Raw genomic sequence first — 24,924 nt, 5'->3', positions numbered from 1 at the left:
TATAAGGGCGCAATCCATCGAAATCGATAGGATTCGATCCCTAATTCGCCGTCTCCGGCCCGCGCCATTCGAGCGCAAGGTCGTCCTGGGTCAGGGTGTCGCGCTGCGCGCCCGTTTCGAGATCGGCCTCCGCCATGCTGCCGATCGAGCCGGTGTGGTCGGGCGCCTTCTTGTCGCTCTTGTCATTCTTACCGTTGGTGATCTGCTCTTTCTTGTCATTGAGCATCTGGTAAAGCTTGCGCGCCCCGTCCTGCGCGCGCTGGCCGATGACGGTCGCGGCCTGGCCGCCGACCTCGCAGGCCGCCGGCTGGCGTTTGCAGAACTGGCTCATGTCGGAGACGGCAGCGGTCGCAGCTGACACGGCCTCGGCGGCGCCGACCTGCGGCAGCTTCTCCGATTCGGGTGTCTTGTCCCGCGGCAGGAGCACCAGCACCAGCCCGAGCCAGAATGTGATGCGGAGCAGAAAACGCATCTTGCGACCTGTGTGTTAGATCCAGCCGGCGGCGCCCCCGCGGGCCTACGACCTCGCACCCCTCGATAAATCGCAAGTGATTGCGTTGAGCTTAATTCGGCGAAAATTTGTGTGAGATTTGAACGAATCGAAAGGCTCGTAAATTTTCGATTGATGTGGGATCGCGATTGCCCGTTTGCGCCCTTCCACCAATTCGAAACCATACGGTGAGGGAGGCGGAAACCCCGTGTTCACCATCCGCGCGAATGAAACCGTCAAATCGCGTAAAATTCCCCACGATCATCCGGTGTTCCGTCGCATGCGCCACCGCCTTAGCGTTCGTTTAATGTCACTCTGACACGGTGGCTCAACGACAAGGAGGCGTTCCGGCGCGTCTTTTCGATGCATGAGCCGAAGCGCGAGACCCGTGACAGTTTTGAGTATCATCCGCGATTGTCTCGATGCGCTGCTGCATCCCTCGGCACGTCATGACGCGCTGACGCGGGCACGCCATCGGGCTTTCATGGCCCCCAGGCTCCTCGGCAGCCTCGCCGCCTTTGCCGCATTCCCGATCTATCTCGCCATGCGCGGCGCACCCAGCGCGATCGAGGTCGCGGCCTTCGCCTGGCTGATCGCGCCGATCCTTCTGTCGTGGTTCCTTTCGCGCACCGGCCGCTATGAAGGCGCCCATGTGCTGTCGTCGCTGGCGCTCGCCGGACTGATCATGGCCGTGGCGGTAACCACGGGCGGCATCGAATCGTTTGCCGCCGTCTGGCTGGTCGTCGTTCCCTTGGAGGCTGCGCTGTCGGCCTCGCGCCGGGTCGCCGCCTTTGCTTCCGTGCTGGCGTTGTCCTGTGCGGCGCTCTTGATCCTGTTCGGTCATCTCGACTGGTTGCCGCTCGACCAGGCCAATGCAGCCGAACGCGGCATGTTCATGGCATTCGGCGTCGTGTCCGCGACGCTCTATGCGGCGGGTCTCGCCTTCGGCGCCGAATCGCTGGCGCGCACCAGCGTTACGCTGCTGTCGCGCGAAGAGGAGCGCTACCGCCTGCTGGCGCGCAACGTGAGCGACGTCATCTCGCGGCATCAGCGCAACGGCGCAGTCCAGTTCATCTCGCCGGCGGTCGAAGCCATGCTCGGCCTGCCGGGCGCCCAGCTCACCGGCCACGGCCTGTTCGACCGCGTCCATGTCGCCGACCGCCCGGCCTATCTCACCGCACTGTCGGACGCCGCGCGCGGCGACGTGCGCAGCGTCGAGTTCCGGCTGCGACGGGAGATCGGCGGCAGCGAGCGCGGCGAGGTCGATTTCATCTGGGTCGAGATGCGCTGCCGGCCGCTCGACCAGGATCTGGTTGACCAGGATTTGGGCCGCGACGTGACGGCCGAGCCGGAGGTCGTCGCCGTGATGCGCGACGTCACCGATCGCAAGATGCAGGAGCAGGCGCTCGATCAGGCCCGCAGCGCTGCGGAAGCGGCCGATGCCGCCAAGACGCGCTTCCTCGCCACCATGAGCCACGAGCTGCGCACGCCGCTCAACGCCATCATCGGCTTCTCCCAGATGATTGCGCAGGAGCAGACCCTGATGTTGGGGGCGGCCCAGCGCAAGGAATATGCCGAGCTCATCAACGATTCCGGCCAGCACCTGTTGTCGGTCGTCAACGGCATCCTCGACATGTCGAAGATGGAATCCGGCAGGTTCGAGATTTCGCCGGAACCGTTCGCGCCGCGCGCCGCGCTGTTGCATTGCTGCAATCTGCTCGCGCTGAAGGCGCGCGAGAACGGCATCGATCTCGTCACCGATGCGCCGCAGGATCTGCCGGTAATGACCGGCGATCCGCGCGCCTTCAAGCAGATCGTGCTCAACATCGTCTCGAACGCGATCAAGTTCACCGAGCGTGGAGGGCAGGTCACCGTCGCCGCCACGGTTTCGCCATCGCACCTCTTCCTTCGCATCAGCGACACCGGCGTCGGCATCGCGCCCGACGACCTGAAACGGATTGGCGCGCCGTTCTTCCAGGCCGGCAAGACCTATCAGCGTCGCCAGGAAGGCACGGGTCTCGGATTGTCGATCGTGAAGAGCCTCGTTGCCTTGCATCTCGGCGAGTTGACGGTACAAAGCAAGCTCGGCGAGGGGACGGCTGTGACCATCAAGCTGCCGCTCGTCTGCATGCCGTCGCAAGGACGGCCGAGCGAAAGCAAGATCGCGACGCTGATGCCGCCGCCACGCCATGATGTTCAGGACCAACCGGCTTTGGTGAAGAAAAGTGCCTAGAAAGTCTGCAAGGGATGAGGATGCTCCACGCCGCCGCGGCGCCAAGGCGGCGGTCGTCGACGTCGAGACCGAGCGCAATCTCGCGATGCGGATCCTGCTGCACAGCCCCAAGGATACGCTCGCCGGCCTCGTCGCATTCGCCGCGGTGAGCGCCATCGTCGCCAACGCGCTGTTCCTGCAAACCGGCCGCCATCCCGCGCCGATGTTCGGCACTGTGATCAATTTGCCGGCGCCGTCGGCCGTCGCGCTGTCGAACCCGTTGCCGCGGCCGCGCCCGCTCGCAGCCGACTCGCTGCCGCTCGAGCCGAAGCCGATGGAGTTCCGCGTCGCTGAGCCAAAACCGGTAGAGAAGGCGCCAGCGCCGGAGAAAGCCGCGGAGGCGACGGCCTCGACCTCGAGGTCTGCCGATCCCCTGACCAATCTCGTCAAGGCCACGGCGACAACGCCTCCGTCGCAGTCCGTCGTCGTCGCGCGACCGCCGGCGCCGATCCCGGCGCAGCAGAGCCCCGCAATCCGTCGCGTCGCCGCCGTGCAGCGCGCGCTCTCCGAATATGGCTACGGGCAGTTGAAGGTGACCGGCTCGATCTCCGGGGAAACCCAGGCCGCGATCCAGAAGTTCGAGCGCGAGCACAAGATGCCGGTCACGGGGCAGGTCTCGGACCGCCTGCTGCGTGAGCTTGCGGCTGCAATCGGACATCCCGTCGAATAATCGCCGTTGCTTGCCGCGGACACTGGTGCTGTTTCCGCAGCTGGCCTATCGTCCCGTCCATGCGATTGAAATCGAACATATGGGTGGCGGCATATTTGCGCCGCTGCCAGGCTGAAGGCGTGTTCGGCGCGGTGCGCCGGCGTGGTGCCGAGGAAGCCGGCGCGGTGTTCGTCAAGGTGTCGTTGCTTGACGGCAATGCGATGCTGTACGTGCCCGCGCCGCAGACCGTCTATGACGACGGCCGGCCGGTCGATCGCTTCTTCGTGCCGCTTGCGCCGCAGCCCTTGCCGGAGCCTGCGGTCGAGGAACGGCTCACCAAGGAAATCCGCTTCGATCCCGACGCCTGGATCGTCGAGACCGAGGACCGCGCCGGACGGCATTTTCTGGAACTGGCGCGCACTTGACCAGGGCGCGTACTTATGGAGTCCGGCCGTATCCGCTTGCTACGTGACAACGAAATGGCAGGTGGGTCAGCAGCGTTCGTTTGCGCGCATCAAGGTATGCTGAGCAGTGCGATTGCTATGCAGGAGAGTGCAATCAAAGCTGAAGCGGCGAGGGGCCATGCCAGACGATAGACCGCGAGCTCGAGATCTGTCCGGCCAACCAAAGCGCAACCCATAGCTACACGCGCTGGCGACAGCATCGTCATTGCGGCTGCAGCCGTGTTTTGAAGTGCGGCGATCGACCCAAGCGAGACGTGGCTGCCTGCAAGACTTGTCTGGGATGGCATAAGCAAGCCGTTAGCTGCATTGCTGCTGCCCGTCAGAAATCCAAGTGCGCCGGCGATCAAAGGGACGGCGAGCACCGCCCAAGGGCCGAGCAGAAGCTGTACTCCGCTTGCAAGGCCTTTAGCGATACCCGATTCTGCCATGATCTGTGCGATGACCAAGTAAACGGCGACCGTCGATGCAGCTTTGCAGCCGAGTGACCAAGCGCGCCGCGCTGAGCTTGCTATCTTACTGCTGCGTCGCGCCACCAGGGCCGCGAGGCATCCGATGCTCGCAAGCCAAACGCCGGGATGTAACAATGGAACCCATGTCGGGCCGTCCGCAAACGGCTGGAATGCCAAATTTCCAAGAGTTGCCCTGAGTATCGGGATCATGCGGGTCGCGGAAAAGCCGACGATCAACGCGGCGTACGGCAATCCAATCCGCAACGCCGATAGCCAGCGGCGTCGATCCGGTTTCTCATCCCGCCAGAAGCGCAGAAGGATGACTGGCCCCAACGCCGCCATACCGGCGATTTCCGGGCCAAGGAATTGATTGGCGATAATGAGCAACACGGATACGAGCAGAACCCACATGGCCTCTTGCAGGTGGATCAGGTAGCTCGACGCGCTTACACCGGCCTCTCCTGCCATGCGCCAAAAGACGACGAGCCAGACCAAAAGAAGGGGAACGCTCACAAGAGCACTGTTGGTGCCGAGATCTGCTGGCGACAGGGCCGCCAACTGCGCTCCAATGATCGTACCATTGGCCATAGCTCCCCAGGGTACGAGAATTTGACTGAACAGAGCGAGCAAAGCGACGTGGACCGGAGACAACGCGGCCGCGCGTAGTGCGCCGACAGTCGTCACCTGACCAACGCCAAATCCTGTTGCAGTTTCGGCGAATGGTCCCAAGAGGAAGCAAGCAACAAAGACTTTCTGGCGTCTCATCTCATGGACAATCACTGGACGACCTCGTCCATCTTGTTCGGTCTCCATGACGTGCCGAAAGAAGAGACCCGCTAGAATCACTGCGGCGACCAACCAACTCCTCCAGAGCCCCGCGGCGACGGCCAGGAATATTCCGGGAAGGGTCAATGGGGCTGGCGCTGCCGTCAAGGCCACCAGTGTCGCGATTCCGGCGCCAATCAGTCCGGCGCCGATTGCGCCAACACGGCCTGACGCCATCAGAATGACAACGGCAAGTATCGGCAGTGACCACGTCAGATAGATCATTTTGCTGGCATTCGGATGGAGTGCGGCACCCGACGAAAGCCTGGCAAGGCCGAGGCGCTCGTACCCCTCAAAATTGTCGCATTCCAATCCAGATGCCAAATAGCTAATATGCCTGCAAGCTAGATGAAAATCCTATGGCTCGCGATGGACGTCCGTCAGCTGCGCTACTTCATAAGCGTTGTCGAAGCAGGAAGCTTCACGGCCGCCTCGCATCGGCTCCGCGTCGCTCAACCGGCACTCAGTCAGCACGTTCTCTCCTTGGAGAAGGAGCTGGGCACAAGGCTTCTACAGCGCGAGGCGCGAGGCGTGCGCCTGACGGACTCTGGCGCTCGTTTTATCGAGCACGCACGCATTGTCTTGCGTGAGCTTGAACGAGCACGCGAAGCCGCGGCAGAAGCCGGCGGCGAGATTTCCGGGCGGGTGGCGATCGGATTGCCAACTACCGTCACCCCAATTCTTGCGGCGCCGCTATTGGAGATGGCATTGACATCGCTCCCGCGGGTTACGCTTCATCTGCTCGAAAGCCATTCGGGGTTTCTTCGCGAATGGCTCGATTCATCGCGCCTTGATCTGGCGCTGCTGTTCAACGTCGCTGATGCCGACGGATTGGACTTGCAGCCCCTCGTCGTCGAGACGCTCCACCTGATCAGCGCTCCGCAGATCGGGCCGAAGGCGGAAACTGTCACTCTCGCCCAATTGCACACGTTTGATCTTTTCCTGGCGAGCCAATCGCATGATCTGCGAAATACCCTCGATGATGCCATTTTCCTTACGACCAAGCGCAAACTCCAGGTCAAGGCTGAGATCGATTCGGTCTCGACGATCAAGCAGATGGTGATGAGTGGGCTGGGATATACAATTCTGCCCTCCGCTGCGATTCAAGCGGAGCTCTCAAAGGGACTTCTGAGCGCTCGTCGTATTGTTCGGCCCACCCTTGCGCGTCATGCGTCGATCGCAACATTGTCGCGCCGACCGAAAACGCGTGCACAACAGGCCGTTGCTCGTCTTATCGTGGAGACGACGAACACATTGATCGATCGCGGAATTTGGAGTGCAAAGCGGGCTCCGATCGCATGATCGTGGTCTCCCGACACTGGTCGCAGTCCTGATTGCATCCGTCTATCGGCGTTCGGGCAAGACCGAGAACGATCGCGATGCGGCCGGTACTACCCGCCGGTTGAGGAGCCCACGATCTAGCGCTCCGAGCCGCCGGTGCCTGTCCGCATCGGCGGGATCGCGCCGGGTTGCACCGCGGGCCGCGGCTGGCTCGCGCCGCTGCGCGCGCGCTGGCGTTCGCCGTCGTAGAGCGACGACTGATATTTGGCCCGCGTCACGGCGAGCGTCGAGCCGCGCCAGGCCGCTAACATCACCAGCGCCGAGCGATCGCTGAGGCGGTCATAGAGCCGCGACAGCCGGTAGACGGTGTTCACCGACGTCCCGATCTCCGGCTTGAAGAACAAGAGGATGCGCTGGAAGTTGGGGCTCGGCATGTCGAGCGCGCGCGCGGCGACCGCAAGCGCTTCCCCGCCGACGTCATCGACGATCTGCGCGGCGACGCGCGAGGGCAGGATCAGGCTCTCGCCGAGCTCCAGCGTGAAACTTTCGGTGTCCTCGGCATAGGCCGCCCACTCCAGCGTCTGGATCGCGCGCGTGGCGCGCGCGGTCGGAATGCGGGGCGCAGCCTTCAGGGGCGTCTGCGCCAGATTGTGCAGGATCAGCGCGCGCTCCGAGGCCGTGGCGCGGAAGAACATGTCGTGGATCTCGGCGGCGTCCTTTGGCTGCATCGCCATGTTGGCGGACATCCGCAGCTCGACATCCGTTGGCGTACGGTCCGGCGCGGGGGCTGCGGGCAGGGCGGGGATCTCGCGCGCCAGCGGAATTCTGCGGCCCTCATGCGTGGGCAGAAGCCCGAGCTTCTGCATGATCGGCGCGGGTGTTGCAGGATAGATCGCGAGACGGGCCTTGACCGCGGCGCGCGTCGCATCGTCGACCTGGTCGATCAGCCGCGAGGCGAGCTCGACGAATTGCCGCTCCTCGTCGCCGCTATGGCTCTTCGCCTGTACGTAAAGGTCGGTCAGCACGCGCAGGAGCGTGGGGCGAATATCGACGCCTTCGCGACGGGACAGGGTGATGAGCCCGTCGAATGCTGGAAATAGCGGCTTGGTCATGAGGCGTACGCGACTCGAGAAAGATCGTCCGCGTCAGCCTATCGCGGGTTGTTTTAAAGGCTCGTTAAGGAAAACGAGGTGTGAAGCTGACGCCGCCTTTTGCGCTGTTGTCGTGCTGCAACGGGACGGCGCGTCTTGCCCGTGCGGTTACGGTCCAGGCGGCACGTTTACACCCCGTTAACCATGTGCTGATCTTAATGGCACCCATGTTGTGAGGACCGTTCGGTCGCGCGGCAATAGAAGAGAGCTGACATGGGGACCATCATTGAATTTCCGGCCGGTCGCCGGCCGGGCTCATCGGGGGATGTCGCTCCGCTCGCAGAGACGGGGAGGGTGTTGATCCTTCCCGTGATTCGCATCGAGCGTGAATCGGACGAGACCAGCGGCGGTCGCGGGCCGGAAGAGGGCACTGCGCCGGGGCGCCGCCGTCGGCGCCGCTGATCATCCGGTTGTCGTGTCATGCCGGACCCACATCACAAGATCCGGTGTTTCGCATCGGCCCTGCTGCTCGCGCTGACCGGCGCGACGCTGGGCGCCTGTAGCGGCGGCGATTTCGGCCGCACCCGCGAGGACATGCGCAGCGACGACATGCACCGTTGGCTGGGGGCCGAGGTGACCGGCAGCCTTGGTCTCAGGGCTTCGCAATTCCAGCTCACCGACGAGGAACGCCAGCTTCGCGACCTCGCCTATCCCATGATCGAGCCGCCGCTGTCGCGTCCCGCCTGGAAGAGCGTGTTCGGCGACTACAAGGCGCTGCCGTCACCCTGGCAGCAGAAGGTGGTGTTCGACCGTACGATGTACGGGCGCACGCTGATCGACGAGCCGCACCGCTCGCATTCCTCGCGCTATGCGCAGCTCATCGAGGACGTGCGCAACGACATCACGCGGTTCGAGCCGTTCTTCGCCAGTGCGATCCGCGTCATCGATCTCGACAAGAAGCGCAACGCCAGCATGGCCCGCGTCTCCGAGCTCTCGCCGAGGGAGAAGGCGGATGCGGTCGCGCGCATGCAGGAGAACTCGCTGATCGTGCAGTGGGTGCAGCAATGCCTGGAGCAGCGCGTCTCGTCCTATCGCTGGGCGCTGGAACGGCTGGTGATCCAGGCGCCCGACGGCATGGCGGCGGACGCCGACCGCCTGATCGGCGAGCTCGCCGCACAGACCGCCAATCCGCCGGTCGCGGCCCAGCCGCCTTACGGCCGCGCGGTCGCCGTCCGCGGCTGACCAGGTCGTGCACCGTAATCAGGGTGCCCGGGTAACGCCTGATGTCTCCTTATCCGCCATTAGCGGCACGATAGCGGAGGTCGCCGGAGGTCACGGAAGGGCCAATTGCGCCGAATTATTGAGCTCCAGCGCGGAGACGGGTTGGCCACCCGACACGGACCAACGTTTCATCTGGATCAGACATGGCAAATTCGTACATCCCCCACGGCTTGTCTTCGGGTGATTGCTGAAATTCGCGCGCCGCAGCGTCAACATTCTCAAGGTAAAGATAAAGCCCAAAAGGGTTTCTGCCCGGCTTTAGCCATCCCTCGACCGCGTCCGTCAAATGCAGATATCCGCCTTTTGAGTTCGACAGCATGCGATAGGTGTCGGGTTCTCCCGGAGCAGGCCTTTGGCTGTCCGGGCGCGCGAAGCCTAATCGATTGTAGAACCGCTCCGACGCATCAAGGTCATTACACGGCAGGATCGCGATCAAAGATCCGGAAGGGCTCATTCGTGCACTCCGACTTAATGCAACAATTCTCGTCCACTCTTCTCAAGGTCCGAAATTTGTCACCTTTAAGGTTGGAGTTCGAATTGGACACCAGATGACCGCTCAGGGTCAAAATGCGAAGAACTCAACGAGAGCAAATCTCGTCCGCCGTGCCTCGCTCAGCGAACCTCGAGGAGGCATATGCCACTTCGCTCATGTGCTGATTCGGACATTGTCCTAACTCGCTTGGTGCTAGGCTCAACCATACAATCCGGAGAGTACCTTTTGCCTTGAGTGGATCAGCCAGGGGAGGTTCCGATGGTGCTTACCCTAACCGAAGCAGCAATCGCCAGGGTTTTGAAAAACGAACAACTCATACCCGCAATGGAAGAGGCGCTGTCAGCCGCCTGATCGGCGAGTTCGCCGCGCGGGCCGCCAATCCGCCGCTCGCTGCCCAGCCGCCTTACGGCCGGACGGTGGCTGTCCGCGGCTGACCTTTAGGGGTAACCCGGGTTGGTTCCGTCTGGACGGGGGCGCGTGGCTGTGCAGCGCAGCGGCCGCGACCAGGGTCTTCTCGAACCTTCGTCGGATAGATTTGTGCTTGTCCCGCGAGCGCCGATATCGATAGATTGCATGCGTTAGACGCGTTGATTTTTGACCATTTCTTTCAGCAGGGGCTCCGGCCATGTTCGAAAGTCATTTGAATCACCTGTCGCTGCCAGGCATCCGCAAACTCCTCGCAATCGGCGCTCTGCTGGCATCGACCGGCCCGGTATTCGCTCTCACGCAGGAAGCGGCGGTCGAGAACTGCCGGATGACGGTCGGCAAGCCGATCGTGCAAGCCTGCATGCGTGCGGGAGGCGGGCCGGCGGGCGGCGCCAATCTCGAAGCCTGTCGTGCCAAGGCCAAGCCGCAGGTCCATGCTTGCGTGCTCGCCGCCCTCAATGCTGCCAATGGCCGCGCCAATGTTGCGGTCGCGGCGCCAAAGGAAGATGCGCCCAAGCTGGCGCCGGGAACGGCATTGCCCAAAGGCTTTGTGGCGCCGCCTCGTACGATCGCCGACATCACCTCAATCCTCGACAGCGAAAAGCCGAACGAGAAGCTGATCGCGGAGCTGAAGACGGATGCGGATTCGACGCCCACGGGGAAGGAGTCCCGCGAGGATCTCGCCCAGTTCTATTTCGACCGCGCCAATGCCCGCTCCCAGCTCGGGCGTCTCGCCGAATCCACCGCCGACGCCAACAAGGCCGTAGAAGTGGGCCGCGGGGCCGTCAGCCCAAACATGATGGGGCGATTGTTGCAGTTGCAGTCGGTGCAATACGCCCTCGCAGGCGATCCGAAGCGCGCGCTCGAGGTCATCCAGAGGCTGTTGCGCGAGGTAGCCACTCTGCCAGGCGCGAAGGGAATGCAGTTCAATGCAAACCGCACGGTTGCGTCCATTCTCCTCCAGATGGGTGATGTCGCGCAGGCGGAAGCCTATTTGCGTCGCAGCCTGACTGGGATTCAGGAAGCGCGCACCAGTGGGCTTCCCGGCTGGCGAACGTCCTATGCAAAGTTCGGCCAGACCTGGGAGGGTGAAATCGAGATCACCCGCGGGATCATATTCGAGGCACGGGGGCAGTTTGCCGAAGCCGAGGCCGCCTATCGCACCGCGGAGCTGCGCAAGAGCGCCGGTAACAAGGCGGTATTGGAGTCGGAAAACCCGCCTGCAGAGACCCTCCTGCTGCAGGTGGTCGACACCATGGTGTTGAATCAGGCGCGCATGAAGGCGAGGCAGGGCAGACTGGCTGAAGCCGAGGTCGATGCGCGCCGGGCGCTGCTGTCACGGCTGAAGGACACCGGCAAATACAATCCGGTGACGCCACGCTTCGTCATGGGCCTCGCCGGCATCCTGGTCGAGGAAGGCCGCTATGAGGAGGCCGAGCAGCTCGGCCGGGTCGCCGTCGAGATCAACAAGACGGTCGGCGTGCCCGAGGATTCGCAGGCCACCGTCGCGCTGCTCTCGCAGCTTGCCGGTATCCTGGCGCTGCGGCGGAAGGCGCCTGAAGCGAACGAGATCTACGCGAGGATCGACAAGGCGGTCGCCAATTGGGATCCGCAGCGCCGCCAGGTGTTCGAGCTCAATCCCTCGCGCATCATGTCGCTCTATGCCTCCGGCCAAGTCGACGCCGGGATCGCCGCTGCCGAGCAATTGGTCAAGAAGCAGGTCAGCCGTGTCGGCGAAAACCATTTCGACGCCGCCTCGGCGCGCGGGACGCTGGCGATCGGGCTGATGCGGGCGCGCCGCGATGCGGAAGCGATCCGCGAGTTCAAGGCCGCCATTCCGATCATGATGGCGAATGCGCGCGAGAACGCCGACGACGAGAATACGACCGTGGTGGCCGCGCGCAGTCAGCGGCTGCAGGCGATCGTTGAAAGCTATTTCATCCTGCTCGCACGCGCCGAGGGGACGAGCAACGAGGTCGGCGAAGAGACCTTTGGTCTTGCCGACGCCATCCGTGGCCGCTCGGTCCAGCAGGCGCTGGCAGCTTCCAGCGCCCGGGCGGCGGCGAAAGATCCGGCGCTCGCCGATCTCGTGCGCAAGGAGCAGGACCTGACCAAGCAGGTCAACGCCCAGCTCGGCACGCTCAACAACGTGCTCGCCATTCCCTCGGCCGATCGCGACGAGAAGGGCGTGCAGCAGATCCAGGCGTCGATCGTGGCATTGCGCGGCGAGCGCGACAAGGCGCGCCAGGAGATCAAGCAGAAGTTTCCGTCTTACGCCGATCTGGTTTCGCCCAAACCGGCGAGCGTCGCCGAGATCCGTGCGACGCTGGCCGACAACGAGGCGATGCTGTCGTTCTATTTCGGCCAGAACGGCAGCTTCGTCTGGGCCGTCCCCAAGACGGGTCCGGTGGCCTTCGCCGCGGTCAAGGCCAGGATCGGCGACATCGAGAGCAAGATCCGCAAGCTGCGTGAGGCGCTCGAGCCGCAGGCGGCGATGATCTCGGACATTCCTCCGTTCGACCTCAAGCTCGCCTATGAGCTCTACGAGCTCCTGCTGAAGCCCGTCGAAGGCGGCTGGAAGCCGGCGAAGAACCTGATCGTCGTCACCAATGGCGCGCTCGGCCTGCTGCCGCTCTCATTGCTGCCGACCGCGCCGGCGGAGGTCGTGCAGGACGACGATCCGCTGTTCGTCAGCTATCGCAACGTGCCCTGGCTTGCGCGCACCCACGCGGTGACGACGGTCCCCTCGGCGGCTGCCTTGCGGACGCTGCGGCAGTTGCCGCCGGGCAAGCCCGGACGCAGCGAGCTGGTGGCGTTCGGCGATCCCTATTTCAACAGGGATCAGCAAGCCGAGGCGGAAGCTGCCGATGCCAAGGTCCAGGTCGCGGACGCCGGCGGGAATTTGACACGCGGCATGCCCTTGAAGCGGCGCAACAGTCCGAAGCTCGAAGGTGTCGATAGCGCCGAGCTCGGGCTGCTGCCCCGGCTGCCAGATACCGCGGACGAGCTGAAGTCGATCGCGATCGCCTTGCAGGCCGACCCGTCAAAGGTCCTGTTCCTCGGCCAGAAGGCGACGGAGAGCGCCGTCAAGACCATGAATCTCTCCGGCTTCAAGATCCTCGCCTTCGCGACCCATGGCCTCGTGCCGGGCGAGCTCAACGGCCTGACCCAGCCGGCGCTCGCACTGTCGTCCCCGGCGGTGACGGGCGAAGAGGGCGATGGCCTCCTGACGATGGAGGAGATCCTTGGCCTCAAGCTCGACGCGGATTGGGTCATCCTGTCGGCGTGCAACACCGGCGCCGGAGCAGGGGCCGGCGCCGAGGCGGCCTCGGGGCTCGGCCGCGCCTTCTTCTACGCCGGCACGCGCGCGCTTCTGGTCACGAACTGGTCGGTGCATTCGCAATCGGCGCGGCAATTGGTGACGGATCTGTTCAAGCGACAGGCGGACGATCCGAAGCTCGGACGAAGCGAGGCGCTGCGCCAGGCGATGATGGCTCTCGTCGACGGCCCCGGCTATCTTAACGGCGAAGGCAAGACCGAATTTGCCTATGCGCATCCGTTGTTCTGGGCGCCGTACACGATCATCGGCGACGGCGGAGTGCGCTAGCGAGGCGTGGTGCGTGGGAAGGAAGGGTTGAACGAGGATGATGCGGAAGACGTTGCTCGGGCTCGTCGCGGCAGGCCTCTTGAGTTCGGGGGCCGCGCAGGCGACGCAATTGATCACGGAAGACGAAGCCAAGCTGCCGCCGCCGAAGGGGGCGGTTGCGACCGACCGGCGCGGCATTTTGCGCGGTCCGAAGGTGGAGGTGGTTTCGCCCAGCGATGCCGCCAGCTCGCCGCTGCGATTGCAATTGAAGTTCGAGTCATTCGGCGGCGCGAAGATTGATCCCGACTCGGTCAAGGTGATCTTCCTGCGCTCGCCTAACGTGGACCTGACCGCGCGGGTCAAGCCGTTCATCCAGGCCGACGGCATCAACATGCAGGACGCCGAATTGCCGCCGGGCGAGTATCTGGTGCGGGTCGACATCAAGGACAGCGACGGCCGCCCCGGCACCGCCAGTTTCGTCCTGAAAGTCGCGCCGAAATGAAGCGATGAAGTGTCCCTATTGCCAGTCGGACAATGTCGAGAGTGCGTTGGTCTGCGCGTCCTGCTCGCGCGACATTGCGGTTCCCGCCACGCTGATCGCCGAACGCGACGATCTCCTGCGCAAGCGGGACCTGCTGCGTGACGAGTTGCGGCGCGCCAGGGCCGAGATCGAGGCGATCATGACCCGCAGGAAGTCGCGCTGACCATGGAGTGCCCGTTCTGCGCCGAGACCATCAAGGATGAGGCCATCGCGTGCAAGCACTGCTCGCGGGACTTGCGTGTCGTGCGCCCGATGCTTGCCGAGATCGACGAGATCGTCGCCGACCTGGACAAGCTCAGGCGCGATCTCGACCGGGTCAACGCGACACTCGAGCGACACAAGAATCCGCTGCGGTATATGGCGACGCATGCGGTTCTCTATGTCGTCATTCCCGCGCTGCTGCTGGTCACCGCGCACGTCCTCGTCACCATCACCTTCAACATGTCGCCGCTGCCGCTGCGGCTGGCGTCGATCGTCATCCCCCTGCTGTTCGGGCTCATCGCCTATCCGCTGCACAGGGTCTCCCTGATCGGCGCGCTGGTGCTGGGTGTGCTGTGCGCTGCCGTCAGCATCCAGCTGATGCTGACGGTGACCGGCATTCACGACCGCGTCCCGATCCTTCCCGAGGTCTGGGTCGAGTGGCGTGAGGTCTTCGAATATGGCGCGAGCATCCTGCTCGCTTTCCTGTCCGGCAACATCCTCGGCGTCGTGATCTTCCAGGTGTTGCCGCGGGTTCTGACCCAGGGCGGCAAGCCCAACGCCTTCGCTTTCAGGGTGGCACGACTTCTCGGGCAGCATGTCGGCGAGGAGCAATTGCGGCGCAGGGCGCGCCTGATCCAGGACCTCATGCAGACCGTCGGCCCGCTCGTCGGCGTCGCCGCCACCGCGGTCGGCTCGATCTATGCCGGATTGAAGGGGATCCTCGGATAGGGCGGTTGGCCTCAATCAGACCGGCGCAGCGCAGCCGGACTAAGGACGTTCAGGCCGTATCCGAGCGCGGTTCACTCGGGTAGGCCTGCCTTGCGGAGGCCTTCGATCGCGAGCTTTGCGTTTGTCTGTCCACCTCGAGCCATCCACGTGGATATCGTGAAGGCGGGATCAAGCTCGAGCAGACGCCCCACAGCCTCATGCGCTTCCGCGTCACGTCCGAGATGGGCAAAAGCGGACGCGAGACACCAGTAAGTCGCCGAAAAAAAGGGATTGAACCGGAAGGCTTTCTTGCCCGCGGCGATGGCCTCGTCAAAGCGCCGAAGCTCGATGAAGGCCATCCCCATGCCAACAGATAGCCGGTCCAGCATCGGGTCGATCGGGCTCATGCGCGTTGCATGTTCGAAGCTGCGGATCGCTTCCTCCGGAACCCCCGCGGTGTGATAGACCCAGCCCCTGTCGAGCCATAGCCAGTATGAATTGGGGTTGAGCGCAACCGCCCGGTCGACCATCTCGATACTACGTTCGTAATCGCCGACCATGAACGCCAAGACCAACGCAGACGTCGCCAACGTTTGCGGATCACCATTATCGATCCTTGACGCCAGGTGCACAAACCGCACGGCTTCATTTCTGTCGGATTGAGGATCAGTCGAGAAGCCCGACAGTACCTTGACCATGTGACAGAGGCCCGCTAGCGCCGCGACAAAGCCAAATCCCGGATCGAGCTCGAGGGCGCGTTTGGCCAGCGTTAACGCTTCGGCCACACCCTTGCGGGTCGCCCGGGAATACTGAGCCATGGCCCGGAGCTGAAGATCATAGGCGGTGAGGCTCTCCGGCCGCCGCCGCGTTGCCGCTGCAATTTCCGTTCGAAGCAGTTTCGGCAGGATCGCGCCGACGACGGCCGTGGTTATCTCATCCTGAAGCACGAAAATATCGCTCAGGTCTCGCTCAAAGCTATCCGCCCAGACATGCGCGCCAGTTGCCGCGTCGATCAATTGTCCTGCGATGCGAACTTTCCCGGACGCCTTGCGCACGGACCCTTCGAGGACATAGCGCACGCCGAGCCTGCATCCGACTTCCTTGATATCGATCGCCTTGCCTTTGAAGGCGAAACTCGAATTGCGAGCGATCACGAACAGCCAGTTGAACCGCGAAAGCGCCGTCGTGATTTCCTCGACCATTCCGTCCGCGAAATATTCCTGCTCGGCATCGCCGCTCATGTTGCTGAAGGGCAGTACGGCGATCGAAATCCGCCCCGGATAAGGTGGCGTCTGTTGTGGCCGCTCCTCAGACCCGGCAATCACATGCGCAGGCTCTCGCTCTTCGTGCACGACCCCGACGAAGCGGATGCCCTTGCGCGGCAGCGTCCTGATGAGCCGCTGCTCCTCGCCGCTGTCACCGATGGCGCATCGGACTCCGTTGATGCGGGTCGTGAGCGCTGATTCCGAAACGATCCGGCCCTTCCAGATCGCAGCGATGAGGTCGTCTTTGCTGACCACGCGTTCGCGATTGCAGATCAGGTACTCGAGAAGATCGAAGACTTGCGGCGCGACGACAATGAGGTCCCCGTTGCGGCGGAGCTCACGCTGGTCCGTGTTGAGAGTGCAGTCCGCAAAGGAATAAAGCAAACGCGGCCTCCCAGGTACGATGACACCTTGGACCGGGTTAGAAGGTAACGGTAAGAAAAAAGGAAGCTGATTGTAAAGCATTTCGAGCGACCGCCTGGCATCCTCCGCACGCGCATGCATCGCATGCCGATCTCGCATTGCGAGGGAGGTCATCATGAGGGGCTTGATTGCGCCGACGGCCGCCACCTCGCAGCGAAACGCCGCGAGCTCGCGTCGTTCGACGGGGTGGTGCAACAGCATCGCGCTTGCCGTGCTCTTGCTTTGCAGCACGTGCATCCTCGGCTCCACCAACGACGCCAAGGCCCAATGCTCGGCACGCGATGTGCTGCAGAGGCAGTTGACGTTCAGGACGGCTCCCGCTGTCCCGAAACCGCAGAGCCCTCTGACATCCGCTTCGGACGTTGCGGTGTGGAAGACGATAGCGATCGGGACATTCTCGGATCCGTTCGCTCTTCTCAACGCCATGAGCGCGATCGGTTGCGGCGTTGGCGACTCGGCTGCGGCGGCTCTTGCGCGGCCGGCCTTTACCGTCAGCGGCACGAAAACGGCGGTGGACCTTCTGACAGTGTCGGCGGCCGACCTGGGCTTTCAGGGCGAGACGGTGTCGCTACGGCAAATCTACGCACGCGCGCAGCAACTGGGCTTCGCGTTTGCACCGGCTGAAATCGCGCCGCAGCTTCGACTTCAATATTTGGACCAGCCCATCGGGGAGTTTCTCATCATTGGAATGGAGCCGATCCGGACATGGACAGGTGAAGCCATCATCCTGACTGTGGCAAATGGCGGGGCAGGCCTCATCCTCATCGGCCAGGATGGTCGCGCGGATGCGGAAATACCGGTGACCTCTCGCTTCGTGTTCGTGCGCTCCCTGCCTGTGGCGCCGGCCGCACTGCTTCAACACTGATTTTCCAAGACTGCATTTGCGCGTACGACCTCTGCTTTGGCCAGTGATGATGCGAGCCGATCCGCCACGAAAGGGCAGAGTTGTTGCCGCTTATGAAGGCTGAACCAGCAACAAGTTGATGAAGACAAACGTTCATCGAGATCGCATTGAGATTCGCTCCTCAAGCGTAACTCGATACATGCCTCTTGGACATTTTACATCACTATGGAGGTAGTCCCATGCCTATCGTGCAATTTACTCGTTTCAAAACTGACAAGCCCGAGGAAATGACCAAGATTGTCAGGCAGGCGAAGAAAATCTTTGAGAAACACGGCGCCGAATTTCTTCGACTGTCCCGTTTCCACACCGGCCATTGGGCAGGAGAGTTGCTGGTGACGACGCGCTACGCCAATTGGGAAGTCTACGGCAAGGTGCAGGAGGCCGTGGCAAAGGACCCGGAGTTTGCGCAGGTGATGGCCGACGGAATGAAGATCTCCGAACTCCAGGGCCGTAACATCGCTGTTAGCATCGATATCTAGTCGGGGACGCAGGTCAGCGAACCACGTTAAGCGCGAAGGCCGCCGGAGAGATTCCGGCGGCCTCGTCAATTCCGATAGTGTGCACGCGTAGTTGCGCTGCTTCGCGCCTGGCTTTCTTGCCTCACTACGTGCCAGACCCAGCTACGCTTTCTGGCTTTACGCGCAGACCATCCCCGGTCTCGATCGAGATTGATCTGGATCAAGCATTCGGTGTCAGGCGCTCACCTAACAATGCCAATTGCACCAGCCGGGCTGGATGACACGTTGGTGGGCAGAATGACGCAGATTTGGTACGTCACCTATGAAGTTCGCAAACAGGGCGTTTTGCCGAAGCAGCGCAGTCCGCGCGAGACGAAGACCTTTGCGACGGAAACTGAAGCGAAGGCGTTCGCGCGCTCACGGCTTCGGGAAGGCTTGGCAGTATTCGCGGGCACCATCAATCCGCATTTGCCCAAACGGATCATTCCATCGTCTCTGATTCACGCCTGGCTTGATGACGAAGATGCGTGAACGTCGCCAAACTAGTCTAGCGCGACGATTCAGCATTCAATCGCCAACCGAGTTCGCGCTTTGCACGACACTTGCGTCAACGTGTGCCGGACCAACGTGTTCGACAAGACGGACGACGTTCCGGTGATCGCGCGGCAGAGTGATTGCCAGACCGGCTCAGCCGACGAGAAAGATCAATTGACAGGCAGTTATTATTTCAATAATCGTTGAAATATGGAAAAGATGGCCGCGGTAGCTGCGCTCGCCGCTCTCGCACAGGACAATCGCCTCGACGTTTTCCGCCTGCTGGTCCAGGCCGGCCCGGACGGAATGTCTGCCGGCGCGATCGCGGAAACGCTGGATCTCGCGCCGAACACGCTCACCTTTCATTTCGACCGGCTGCGGATGGCTGGTCTGGCGACCGTCCGGCGCGAGGGACGCTCGATGATTTATGCGGCCCAGTTCAACACGATGAACGCGCTGCTTGGATTCCTGACGGAGAATTGCTGCGGCGGAGCGCCATGCGCTCCAGTTGCGGCGTGCAAACCCGCGCGGAAGCGCACCAGAGTGCCAGCCTGAGAGGACATGTCATGAAGCGCCTGCACGTTCACGTTTCCGTCGACGACATTCCGCGGTCGATCGGGTTCTACTCCGCGCTGTTTGCAGCCGAACCCGCCGTCGTGAAATCCGACTACGCAAAGTGGATGCTCGAGGATCCTCGGGTCAATTTCGCGATCTCGACCCGGGGGCGTGAGCCTGGCCTGGATCATCTCGGCATCCAGGTCGAGACCGCCGAGGAACTGCAAGAGGTCTATGCGCGGCTGCACCAGGCCGGCGGCAACGTCATCGAGCAAGGGCAGACGACCTGCTGCTACGCCAAGTCCGAGAAATCGTGGATTGACGATCCCGCCGGCATCGCGTGGGAGACTTTTCACACGACCGGCGAGAGCACCGTTTACGGCGACGGCACCGGAGAGAACCGGGCACGGGTGGCTCACGAGAAGCAGTCTGCCTGCTGCGCGCCTCAGCCGGCCCCGAAGCCGTCCTCGGCCTGCTGCTGAATTCGAGGACGATCGATGGACGCGATCATCTATCACAATCCGGATTGCGGCACCTCGCGCAACGCACTCGCGATGATCCGGCACGCAGGCATCGAGCCTCATGTGATCGAATATTTGAAGACACCACCTGCTCGTGCGCTGCTGAAGCAGCTCGTCGTGCGGATGGGAATGCCGGCGCGTGACTTGTTGCGCAAGAAGGGCACGCCCTATGCAGAGCTCGGGCTAGGCAATGAGGATTTGAGCGACGACCAGCTTCTCGACGCGATGATGGCCCACCCGATCCTGATCAACAGGCCAATCGTGGTGACCTCGAAGGGCGTGAAATTGTGTCGCCCTTCCGAGCTGGTCCTTGAGCTGCTGCCGCCGCAACACGGCGAGTTCGTGAAGGAAGACGGCGAGTGCGTCTCGTTGAGCCGTAGCCGCTGATGCCAGACCGTGCGCAGCGCGCCATGCCAAGCCTCGCGCAGCGCGCCTTCGCTGAATGGCTCGGGACAGCCTTTCTGCTCGCAACCGTCGTCGGTTCCGGAATCATGGCCCAGAAGCTCGCTGGCGGGAATGGCGCGCTGGCGCTCTTGTGCAACACGATTCCGACTGGAGCCATTCTCGTCGTGCTGATCCAGATGTTCGGTCCGGTGTCGGGAGCCCATTTCAATCCGGCAGTCACGCTGGCGTTTGCACTGCGCGGCGAAACGACCTGGTCGGATGTGGCAGTCTACGTCGTGGCGCAGGTCGCCGGCGGAATCGTCGGCGTGTGGATCGCACATTTGATGTTCGAGCTTCCGGTTTGGCAGTTCTCGGCGGCCGCGCGCTCTGGCGCCGGGCAATGGCTTGCCGAGGCCGTAGCAACGTTCGGCCTGCTGGCGACGATCTTTGGCGTCGCGGCGAAAACGCCAAACGCAGTGCCTTACGCGGTCGGCCTTTACATTGCTTCAGCCTATTGGTTCACGGCTTCCACTTCATTTGCCAATCCAGCCGTGACGATCGCGCGATCGATGTCCGACACGTTTGCCGGTATCGCGCCAAACGGAGTTGCAGGTTTCATCGCCGCTCAGCTCATCGGGGCAGCCCTTGCCCTCCCGCTGGCACGCTGGGTCTGGAAGCGGTCAGACTAATCTCGGCCCGCTCCGGCATAACAATACTCGAAGTGAGCATAACAAGGCCCTCCGCTACTTTGCATGGGGTTGTTTTCCAGATTTTGTTCATGCGCCGCTAGCGGCCCGCTCAACGCCGGCCGCGCGGGGCCTCGGCCTTGGCGGGGGCGTCGGTCTGCGGCGCGCAGGTGGCGGCGGCAAGCGAAGCCTGCGCCTGCGGCATCAGGCCGGGCTCCGCGGCGAGCGCCTTCATCACGATCAGGCCGGTCGCGGACGGGGAATCGATGATCAGCCGGTCGGCCGCGGTGACCTCCTCGTCCTCGGGCAGCGCGTTGTGCTGGGCTTCCGTCATCAGGTCGAGCTCGATCACCTTCCTGCCGGCGGAGCGGTCGTTGATCGCGTAATAGGCGATCTCGTTGCGGGTGTAGAAGGACACCGAGGTGTAGGCCTGGCTCACCGGCACCTGCAGCTTCAAGGGGCCACCCGACAGGTCGTAGCGGCAGATCGCGAGCGCAAAGGCCGGGTCCATGAACGGCATCGGCGAGGTATTGGGATCGGCGAGCGGCAGCTGCGTGACCGCGTTCTCCTTCGTCATCGGCGTCAGCCGCGAATAGGCGTCCTGGGTCGCGATGCGTGGCAGCGCCAGCACGCTGACGAGGTGGACGACGAGGCCGAGCAGGATGCCGGCAAGGATCGTGAACGCGAGCCGGATCATGGGCAGCCCACCGTTGCGATCTGCGGCATCGGCGCGTCGCGCTGGGTGCGCGTGGCGACGCCCACGGGCGTATCGTAGAGGCGGAGCATCAGCGCGTAACGCTCGATGCCGCCGGTCGGCAGCCAGTTGCCGGAGCGGGAGCGCGAGGCGATGCGGATCTCGAACGTGCCGTCCGACTGCCGCACGATCTCCTGGCTGGTGAAGCCGTAGCGCTGCAGCGAGTTGGCGACGAGATGGCCCTTGCGGTCATAGAGCGTCAGCGTCCAGAACCGAGCCGGCGGGGTCACCCCGGAGACCACGATGTCGCAGCGGCCGTCGAGCGCCTTTTTCTTGTCGTCGGTGGTCGCGGTGAACGCCACGCCGTCGCCGGTGCCGATCGGCAGCTCGCCGTTGCGCACGATGGTGGCGCGCGAATAGGGGTCGACGTCGGCCGTGCCGGTGCGCGGCCGCGCCGTCCAGGCGCCGATGGTGAGCGCCCCGATGTCGGTGCCGCGCGTCGTCGTCATCCAGGTCGCGCCGACGCCGACCGCGGTTGCGAGCAGAAGGGCCGTCAATGTGATGATGATCAGCCGCACGGGATCAGGTCAGTTCTTGCGCGGGCCGGCCGAGGTCGCATTCTCCTCCGCCGCATAGTTCTGCGGGAAGGCGAGCGCACTCGACGGCGAGGCGGGCTTGGCCGGCTTTGCCGTATCGTCGGACGTCGTCTTGGTCGCGGTCTTGGCGGCGTCGTCGAGCAGCTTCTCCACCCGAACCAGAATATCGGCGCCGCGCTTGGTCAGCACTGGCGGCGGACCGGGCTTGGTCTCCAGCACCTTCGGCGCCGCATTGGCCTGCGCGTTGGCGGCCGCCGGCTGCGGCGGCAGTTTCTGGCCCATGCCGATGCCGGGAATTTCCCGGACCTCGACGCCCTGATGGGCCGCGACCATGATGTCGTGCCAGGTCTGCGCCGGCAGCGAGCCGCCGGTCATGCGGTTGGTCGGCGAGTAGTCGTCATTGCCGTACCAGACCGCGCAGGTGAAGTTGCCGGTGTAGCCGACGAACCAGGCGTCGCGGTAGGCGTTGGTGGTGCCGGTCTTGCCCGCGGTCGGAATGCCGTCGAGCGCGGCGCGGCGCGCGGTGCCTTCGCTGACCACGTGGCTCATCATGCCGGCCATGTCGGCGGCGATGTTCGGCGGAATGGCCTGCCGCGGCTTCGGACCGTCGCGGTCCCAGCGCCAGACGAGGTCGCCGCCACCGGTGCGTACCTCGAGCACCGAATGCGGCGTGACGGCCTTGCCCCGGTTCGGGAAGGTCGCATAGGCCACGGCGTGCTCGATCACGGTGACTTCGTCCGAGCCGATCGGCAGCGACGGCGTGTCGGGCAGCGGCGCCTTGATGCCGAAGCGGCGGGCGACCTCGACGATCTTGGCGCGGCCGATCTTGGCGGGGTTGGGCGCCTTCGGCTGCTCCTTGGCGCCGATCGCGATCGAGAGCTTCACCGGCACCACGTTGATGGAGCGGGTGATCGCCTGCGTCAGCGTCACCGAGCCGGAATAGGAGTGGCCATAGTTCTGCGGACACCAATTGCCGATGCAGACCGGGCCGTCGACGACGACCGAATTCGGCGTAAAGCCGTTTAGCAGGGCCGTCGTGTAAACATATGGCTTGAAAGAGGAACCGGGCTGGCGATAGGCGTCGGTCGCGCGGTTGAACTGGCTTGCGCCGTAGTCGCGGCCGCCAACCATGGCGCGGATGCCGCCATCGAGGTCCGAGACCACGGTCGCGGCCTGCGTCGCGTGATAATCGCGGCCGAACTGGCGAAGCTGGTTCTCGATCGCGTCTTCCGCGGCCTTTTGCACGTTGGTGTCGATCGCGGTGCGGACCACGAAGACGCGCTCGGTGTAGGATTTCGGGAAGGTGTCGACGAGCTTGCGCATCTCGTCGAAGGCGTAGTCGAGGTAGTAGTTCGGCGAAGCCTCGTCGCGGCGGTCGACCGCGAAGGCGGGGTTGCGGCGGGCGCCGAACACCTGGCCGTCGGTCATGAAGCCGGCATCGACGAGGTTGTCGAGCACGACGTTGGCGCGGGCGCGGGCGGCGGGCAGGTTGATGTGGGGTGCGTATTTGGTCGGGGCCTTGAACAGGCCGGCGAGCATGGCGGCTTCCGCAAGCGTCACGTCACGCGCCGACTTGTTGAAGTAGAAATGTGCGGCGCCGTCGACGCCGAAGGTGCCGCCGCCCATATAGGCGCGGTCGAGATAGAGCTTGAGGATCTCGTTCTTGGTCAGCCGCCATTCCAGCCAGACCGCGAGGAAGGCCTCGTTGATCTTGCGCTCGATGGTGCGCTCGTTGCTCAGGAACAGGTTCTTGGCGAGCTGCTGGGTGATCGAGGAGCCGCCCTGGCGAACGCCGCCGGCCTGGGCGTTGGTGACGAGCGCGCGCGCGGTGCCGGCGATGTCGATGCCGAAATGATCGTAGAAGCGGCGGTCTTCGGTCGCGAGCGTCGCCTTGATCAAAACGTCCGGAAAGTCTTCCAGCGGGATCGAGTCGTTGTGCTTGATGCCGCGGCTGCCGATCGGGTTGCCGTAGCGGTCGAGGAAGGTCACGGCGAGGTCGGACTTCTTCAGCCAGTCCTCATCCGCCGTTTCGCGGAAGGCTGGGATGGCGAGGGTGAGCAGCAGCACCAGCCCGCCGAGGCCGAGGGTCGCAGCCTCCGACAGCGGCTCGATGAACACCCAGCGCTTCCACCGTCCGACATAGAAGCGGTCCATGAAGGTCGAGTAGCGCTCATAGAGCTCGCGGATGCCCTTTGCCGAGGAGAACAGCGAGGAGTCGATGCGCGCATCAAGATCCAGGAAGAAGTTCCGGACCTTGCTCTTCCAATGCGGTGGTATGATCTGGCGCACCTAGAACCCTTGAGGCTCGGTTCGAAAGCGTTCAAGCACCCGGCCGGGGCGGCATCGAGACGTCTTGCGGGACTGTTGCGGCAAACCCAAGGCACCCAATTGCGTCCTTCGGGGGACTCGCAGGTTGTTCTAGCCGAGCGGGGGCCATAAACCAATGGTCACGCTCGCGATTTTGAACGACAGGCCTAATTGGCCCCGCATCTTTACGGAACGTCCACGGCGCTGCTTGCAGCACCATTGGCTCGCGCCCTAGATGGAGTTGGCCGATCCTCTTGTGAAACCAGTTGAAGACGCAATGACCGCAGCTCCCAAACGACCTTCAGACCAGGAAGGATTCTTCTGGAAAACCAAGACGTTGGAGCAGATGTCGGAGGTTGAATGGGAGAGCCTTTGCGACGGCTGCGGGCGCTGCTGCCTGAACAAGCTCGAGGACGAGGACACCGGGGACATCTATTTCACCCATGTCGGCTGCAAGCTGCTCGATGCCGGCACCTGCGCCTGCAAGGACTACCCGAATCGGTCTCAGAAGGTGCCGGACTGCGTGCGCCTGACGCCGGCCAATGTCCGCACCCTGAACTGGCTGCCGCCGAGCTGCGGCTACAAGCTGGTCGCGGAAGGGCGCGACCTCTATTGGTGGCATCCGCTTGTCTCCGGCGATCCCAATACCGTGCATGAAGCGGGCGTCTCCGTGCGCGGCCGGGTCGAGGGCAGCGAGGACGAGATCCCGGACGAGGAGCTCGAGGACCACATCGTCGAGTGGCCGGCGCTGCTGCCGAAGCGGGCGCAATTGAGGCGGCGGCCCAAGGGCTGACAAGGGCTGACAAGGGCTGAGCGCCATTCCCGATTCCGGAGCGATCA

Annotated in this window: 26 protein-coding genes; 18 read left to right on the top strand and 8 right to left on the bottom strand. The window is 63.5% G+C overall.

Features of this window, described 5'->3' with window-relative positions; genetic code table 11:
• Positions 1-40: 40 nt before the first annotated feature.
• A complete protein-coding gene (locus tag NLM33_RS12130; RefSeq protein WP_254096271.1) occupies positions 41-472 on the bottom strand; it encodes a DUF5330 domain-containing protein in 432 nt (143 codons plus the stop codon).
• A gap of 385 nt (positions 473-857) precedes the next feature.
• On the opposite strand from NLM33_RS12130, the gene NLM33_RS12125 reads away from it, so the two are divergent.
• The 3 genes from NLM33_RS12125 to NLM33_RS12115 are packed head-to-tail and all read left to right on the top strand — an operon-like array spanning position 858 to position 3,836.
• The gene (locus NLM33_RS12125; RefSeq protein WP_254096270.1) at positions 858-2,723 is read left to right on the top strand and encodes a PAS domain-containing sensor histidine kinase; all 1,866 of its coding nucleotides are present in this window, start codon (positions 858-860) and stop codon (positions 2,721-2,723) included.
• Positions 2,716-3,432, top strand: a complete 717-nt coding sequence (locus NLM33_RS12120) for a peptidoglycan-binding domain-containing protein (RefSeq protein WP_254096269.1) — start codon at positions 2,716-2,718, stop codon at positions 3,430-3,432. The genes NLM33_RS12125 and NLM33_RS12120 overlap by 8 nt, the downstream gene beginning before the upstream one ends.
• Before the next feature lie 59 nt (positions 3,433-3,491).
• Positions 3,492-3,836, top strand: a complete 345-nt coding sequence (locus tag NLM33_RS12115; protein WP_254096268.1) for a DUF1491 family protein — start codon at positions 3,492-3,494, stop codon at positions 3,834-3,836.
• Positions 3,837-3,925: 89 nt separating this feature from the next.
• On the opposite strand, the gene NLM33_RS12110 is transcribed toward NLM33_RS12115, so the two are convergent.
• Positions 3,926-5,374: a hypothetical protein gene (locus NLM33_RS12110; protein WP_254096267.1), complete on the bottom strand. Its 1,449-nt coding sequence runs from the start codon at positions 5,372-5,374 to the stop codon at positions 3,926-3,928.
• Between the two features lie 123 nt (positions 5,375-5,497).
• On the opposite strand from NLM33_RS12110, the gene NLM33_RS12105 reads away from it, so the two are divergent.
• On the top strand, positions 5,498-6,451 hold the full coding sequence (locus NLM33_RS12105; protein ID WP_254096266.1) for a LysR family transcriptional regulator: 954 nt from the start codon (positions 5,498-5,500) through the stop codon (positions 6,449-6,451).
• 116 nt (positions 6,452-6,567) lie between these two features.
• On the opposite strand, the gene NLM33_RS12100 is transcribed toward NLM33_RS12105, so the two are convergent.
• A complete protein-coding gene (locus NLM33_RS12100) occupies positions 6,568-7,542 on the bottom strand; it encodes a DUF2336 domain-containing protein (protein ID WP_254096265.1) in 975 nt (324 codons plus the stop codon).
• Between the two features lie 252 nt (positions 7,543-7,794).
• On the opposite strand from NLM33_RS12100, the gene NLM33_RS12095 reads away from it, so the two are divergent.
• Both NLM33_RS12095 and NLM33_RS12090 read left to right on the top strand, forming a co-directional pair.
• Positions 7,795-7,983 (top strand): hypothetical protein, encoded by a 189-nt coding sequence (locus NLM33_RS12095; protein ID WP_254096264.1) that lies wholly within the window; start codon positions 7,795-7,797, stop codon positions 7,981-7,983.
• An 18-nt stretch (positions 7,984-8,001) separates the two neighbouring features.
• Positions 8,002-8,763: a hypothetical protein gene (locus NLM33_RS12090; protein ID WP_254096263.1), complete on the top strand. Its 762-nt coding sequence runs from the start codon at positions 8,002-8,004 to the stop codon at positions 8,761-8,763.
• Between the two features lie 115 nt (positions 8,764-8,878).
• Here the strand turns inward: NLM33_RS12090 and NLM33_RS12085 are convergent, their stop codons facing one another.
• Positions 8,879-9,256 carry a VOC family protein gene (locus NLM33_RS12085; RefSeq protein WP_254096262.1) on the bottom strand — a complete coding sequence of 126 codons (378 nt, stop codon included), beginning with the start codon at positions 9,254-9,256 and terminating at the stop codon, positions 8,879-8,881.
• Positions 9,257-9,920: 664 nt separating this feature from the next.
• On the opposite strand from NLM33_RS12085, the gene NLM33_RS12080 reads away from it, so the two are divergent.
• Genes NLM33_RS12080 through NLM33_RS12065 form a run of 4 tightly spaced genes read left to right on the top strand, consistent with a single transcriptional unit; the run spans position 9,921 to position 14,778 of the window.
• The gene (locus NLM33_RS12080; protein WP_254096261.1) at positions 9,921-13,328 is read left to right on the top strand and encodes a CHAT domain-containing protein; all 3,408 of its coding nucleotides are present in this window, start codon (positions 9,921-9,923) and stop codon (positions 13,326-13,328) included.
• Between the two features lie 40 nt (positions 13,329-13,368).
• Positions 13,369-13,809, top strand: a complete 441-nt coding sequence (locus NLM33_RS12075) for a hypothetical protein (protein ID WP_254096260.1) — start codon at positions 13,369-13,371, stop codon at positions 13,807-13,809.
• Positions 13,810-13,813: 4 nt separating this feature from the next.
• Complete coding sequence (locus NLM33_RS12070) at positions 13,814-14,011, top strand: hypothetical protein (RefSeq protein ID WP_254096259.1); 198 nt, start codon at positions 13,814-13,816, stop codon at positions 14,009-14,011.
• 2 nt (positions 14,012-14,013) lie between these two features.
• Complete coding sequence (locus NLM33_RS12065) at positions 14,014-14,778, top strand: hypothetical protein (RefSeq protein ID WP_254096258.1); 765 nt, start codon at positions 14,014-14,016, stop codon at positions 14,776-14,778.
• 71 nt (positions 14,779-14,849) lie between these two features.
• Here the strand turns inward: NLM33_RS12065 and NLM33_RS12060 are convergent, their stop codons facing one another.
• Positions 14,850-16,682 carry a tetratricopeptide repeat protein gene (locus NLM33_RS12060; RefSeq protein ID WP_371929939.1) on the bottom strand — a complete coding sequence of 611 codons (1,833 nt, stop codon included), beginning with the start codon at positions 16,680-16,682 and terminating at the stop codon, positions 14,850-14,852.
• A 187-nt stretch (positions 16,683-16,869) separates the two neighbouring features.
• Between NLM33_RS12060 and NLM33_RS49600 the strand changes: the two genes are divergently transcribed.
• The 7 genes from NLM33_RS49600 to NLM33_RS12025 all read left to right on the top strand — a co-directional run bounded on the left by NLM33_RS49600 (position 16,870) and on the right by NLM33_RS12025 (position 20,490).
• Positions 16,870-17,310, top strand: coding sequence for a hypothetical protein (locus NLM33_RS49600; RefSeq protein WP_371929938.1), 441 nt, complete (start codon positions 16,870-16,872; stop codon positions 17,308-17,310).
• 218 nt (positions 17,311-17,528) lie between these two features.
• Positions 17,529-17,828, top strand: coding sequence for a hypothetical protein (locus NLM33_RS12050; RefSeq protein ID WP_254096256.1), 300 nt, complete (start codon positions 17,529-17,531; stop codon positions 17,826-17,828).
• A gap of 276 nt (positions 17,829-18,104) precedes the next feature.
• Positions 18,105-18,338: a hypothetical protein gene (locus NLM33_RS12045; protein WP_254096255.1), complete on the top strand. Its 234-nt coding sequence runs from the start codon at positions 18,105-18,107 to the stop codon at positions 18,336-18,338.
• 213 nt (positions 18,339-18,551) lie between these two features.
• Positions 18,552-18,896, top strand: coding sequence for a helix-turn-helix transcriptional regulator (locus NLM33_RS12040; RefSeq protein WP_254096254.1), 345 nt, complete (start codon positions 18,552-18,554; stop codon positions 18,894-18,896).
• Between the two features lie 11 nt (positions 18,897-18,907).
• A complete protein-coding gene (locus NLM33_RS12035) occupies positions 18,908-19,378 on the top strand; it encodes an ArsI/CadI family heavy metal resistance metalloenzyme (protein WP_254096253.1) in 471 nt (156 codons plus the stop codon).
• A gap of 15 nt (positions 19,379-19,393) precedes the next feature.
• Positions 19,394-19,804, top strand: coding sequence for an arsenate reductase (glutaredoxin) (gene arsC, locus NLM33_RS12030; RefSeq protein WP_254096252.1), 411 nt, complete (start codon positions 19,394-19,396; stop codon positions 19,802-19,804).
• A gap of 23 nt (positions 19,805-19,827) precedes the next feature.
• Positions 19,828-20,490: an MIP/aquaporin family protein gene (locus NLM33_RS12025; protein WP_254105766.1), complete on the top strand. Its 663-nt coding sequence runs from the start codon at positions 19,828-19,830 to the stop codon at positions 20,488-20,490.
• 109 nt (positions 20,491-20,599) lie between these two features.
• Here NLM33_RS12025 and NLM33_RS12020 read toward each other — a convergent pair whose 3' ends face one another.
• From NLM33_RS12020 to NLM33_RS12010, 3 genes are read right to left on the bottom strand one after another with little or no spacing between them, the layout of a single operon-like run.
• Positions 20,600-21,184: a DUF1254 domain-containing protein gene (locus NLM33_RS12020; RefSeq protein ID WP_254096251.1), complete on the bottom strand. Its 585-nt coding sequence runs from the start codon at positions 21,182-21,184 to the stop codon at positions 20,600-20,602.
• Positions 21,181-21,759, bottom strand: coding sequence for a DUF1214 domain-containing protein (locus NLM33_RS12015; RefSeq protein WP_254096250.1), 579 nt, complete (start codon positions 21,757-21,759; stop codon positions 21,181-21,183). The genes NLM33_RS12020 and NLM33_RS12015 overlap by 4 nt, the downstream gene beginning before the upstream one ends.
• A 9-nt stretch (positions 21,760-21,768) precedes the next feature.
• Complete coding sequence (locus NLM33_RS12010; RefSeq protein WP_254096249.1) at positions 21,769-24,066, bottom strand: transglycosylase domain-containing protein; 2,298 nt, start codon at positions 24,064-24,066, stop codon at positions 21,769-21,771.
• A 295-nt stretch (positions 24,067-24,361) separates the two neighbouring features.
• On the opposite strand from NLM33_RS12010, the gene NLM33_RS12005 reads away from it, so the two are divergent.
• Positions 24,362-24,877 (top strand): YcgN family cysteine cluster protein, encoded by a 516-nt coding sequence (locus tag NLM33_RS12005; protein ID WP_254096248.1) that lies wholly within the window; start codon positions 24,362-24,364, stop codon positions 24,875-24,877.
• Positions 24,878-24,924: the final 47 nt, after the last annotated feature.

This window comes from Bradyrhizobium sp. CCGUVB1N3, from assembly GCF_024199925.1.
Lineage (GTDB): Bacteria > Pseudomonadota > Alphaproteobacteria > Rhizobiales > Xanthobacteraceae > Bradyrhizobium.
The sequence above is the reverse complement of the archived record's forward strand: the minus strand, read 5'-3'. Positions and strand labels throughout refer to the sequence as shown.

Coding starts and splice junctions, on each gene's coding strand:
- NLM33_RS12125 (WP_254096270.1), top strand. CDS start 858: ATGAGCCGAAGCGCGAGACCCGTGACAGTTTTGAGTATCATCCGCGAT.
- NLM33_RS12090 (WP_254096263.1), top strand. CDS start 8,002: ATGCCGGACCCACATCACAAGATCCGGTGTTTCGCATCGGCCCTGCTG.
- NLM33_RS12115 (WP_254096268.1), top strand. CDS start 3,492: ATGCGATTGAAATCGAACATATGGGTGGCGGCATATTTGCGCCGCTGC.
- NLM33_RS12025 (WP_254105766.1), top strand. CDS start 19,828: ATGCCAAGCCTCGCGCAGCGCGCCTTCGCTGAATGGCTCGGGACAGCC.
- NLM33_RS12070 (WP_254096259.1), top strand. CDS start 13,814: ATGAAGTGTCCCTATTGCCAGTCGGACAATGTCGAGAGTGCGTTGGTC.
- NLM33_RS12095 (WP_254096264.1), top strand. CDS start 7,795: ATGGGGACCATCATTGAATTTCCGGCCGGTCGCCGGCCGGGCTCATCG.
- arsC (WP_254096252.1), top strand. CDS start 19,394: ATGGACGCGATCATCTATCACAATCCGGATTGCGGCACCTCGCGCAAC.
- NLM33_RS12045 (WP_254096255.1), top strand. CDS start 18,105: ATGACGCAGATTTGGTACGTCACCTATGAAGTTCGCAAACAGGGCGTT.
- NLM33_RS12105 (WP_254096266.1), top strand. CDS start 5,498: ATGAAAATCCTATGGCTCGCGATGGACGTCCGTCAGCTGCGCTACTTC.
- NLM33_RS12005 (WP_254096248.1), top strand. CDS start 24,362: ATGACCGCAGCTCCCAAACGACCTTCAGACCAGGAAGGATTCTTCTGG.
- NLM33_RS12020 (WP_254096251.1), bottom strand. CDS start 21,184: ATGATCCGGCTCGCGTTCACGATCCTTGCCGGCATCCTGCTCGGCCTC.
- NLM33_RS12130 (WP_254096271.1), bottom strand. CDS start 472: ATGCGTTTTCTGCTCCGCATCACATTCTGGCTCGGGCTGGTGCTGGTG.
- NLM33_RS12035 (WP_254096253.1), top strand. CDS start 18,908: ATGAAGCGCCTGCACGTTCACGTTTCCGTCGACGACATTCCGCGGTCG.
- NLM33_RS12040 (WP_254096254.1), top strand. CDS start 18,552: ATGGAAAAGATGGCCGCGGTAGCTGCGCTCGCCGCTCTCGCACAGGAC.
- NLM33_RS12075 (WP_254096260.1), top strand. CDS start 13,369: ATGCGGAAGACGTTGCTCGGGCTCGTCGCGGCAGGCCTCTTGAGTTCG.
- NLM33_RS12050 (WP_254096256.1), top strand. CDS start 17,529: ATGCCTATCGTGCAATTTACTCGTTTCAAAACTGACAAGCCCGAGGAA.
- NLM33_RS12080 (WP_254096261.1), top strand. CDS start 9,921: ATGTTCGAAAGTCATTTGAATCACCTGTCGCTGCCAGGCATCCGCAAA.
- NLM33_RS12060 (WP_371929939.1), bottom strand. CDS start 16,682: ATGCACGTGCTGCAAAGCAAGAGCACGGCAAGCGCGATGCTGTTGCAC.
- NLM33_RS12065 (WP_254096258.1), top strand. CDS start 14,014: ATGGAGTGCCCGTTCTGCGCCGAGACCATCAAGGATGAGGCCATCGCG.
- NLM33_RS12085 (WP_254096262.1), bottom strand. CDS start 9,256: ATGAGCCCTTCCGGATCTTTGATCGCGATCCTGCCGTGTAATGACCTT.
- NLM33_RS49600 (WP_371929938.1), top strand. CDS start 16,870: ATGAGCGCGATCGGTTGCGGCGTTGGCGACTCGGCTGCGGCGGCTCTT.
- NLM33_RS12110 (WP_254096267.1), bottom strand. CDS start 5,374: ATGATCTATCTGACGTGGTCACTGCCGATACTTGCCGTTGTCATTCTG.
- NLM33_RS12100 (WP_254096265.1), bottom strand. CDS start 7,542: ATGACCAAGCCGCTATTTCCAGCATTCGACGGGCTCATCACCCTGTCC.